The sequence below is a fragment of the Martinezella rhizogenes genome, assembly GCF_027460065.1.
In the GTDB taxonomy this organism is placed as follows: domain Bacteria; phylum Pseudomonadota; class Alphaproteobacteria; order Rhizobiales; family Rhizobiaceae; genus Agrobacterium; species Agrobacterium rhizogenes_C.
Genome location: NZ_JAPYZZ010000053.1, coordinates 1 through 710 on the forward strand (window position 1 = coordinate 1; position 710 = coordinate 710).

General features: G+C 57.7%; 1 protein-coding gene. It reads right to left on the minus strand.

Going from position 1 to position 710, the window contains the following annotated elements:
- A partial coding sequence (locus tag O8B93_RS27855) for an autotransporter outer membrane beta-barrel domain-containing protein (protein WP_269713110.1) occupies positions 1 to 480 on the minus strand: 480 nt, incomplete at its 3' end.
- Positions 481 to 710: the final 230 nt, after the last annotated feature.

Sequence of the window (710 nt, forward strand, 5' to 3'; positions counted from 1 at the left end):
GAGCGCGGCGGCCCCGCCGTCTTCTGTGAACCCCGCAGTCCGAAGGGCCACGTGAGCGAGATTGACGAAGGGCTCGAAAGACACCGCCGTCGCATCGAAGCGATATCCGAGCTCGGCAAAGGCCTGCAGTGTGCCGGCGCCGTAACTCGCATCAAGCCTCTCCTCTAAGCTTCCGATCACGACGCGGCGGCGAGTATCAAGCTCGTGCCAAGTATGGGCAAGGCCGGAGCGGAAAGCTAGATTGCCCCATTGCGTGCCGGCATAGAGACCAAGGTGATAATCGTCGCTCGATCCCGATGAGGCGTTTTGGCGCGGGTTAAAGCCTGAATTGCCGTAACCCGCCATCAGGCCGAGCCTGAAGTCATCGAAGGTGGTATCGACGCCGACGAGAAATCCACCGGTCTGATGGCGCAGCGTAGCGGCGTTGCCATCCGTGGATGTCTCGCTCAGTCCGCCAAAGGCGCTGTTTTTCCCCTTCAAGAGCCTGGCACCCAGAATCTTTTCTTTTTTTCCCGTTGCACGACGTTATCTGCTCAAAAGCACGCCGTTCGAATACTGCTATTGAAACTCAATTTACATGCCCTACATCGTGGCTGCGGACCGGGCCCCTCTGATCAAGGCTTGCCTTTTTGATGTCGGACCGCATCGAGCGTGCTCGGTGCAGTCTTGGGGTTTAACGTCCATCTCTCCGAACATGCTCGTTGATTTTT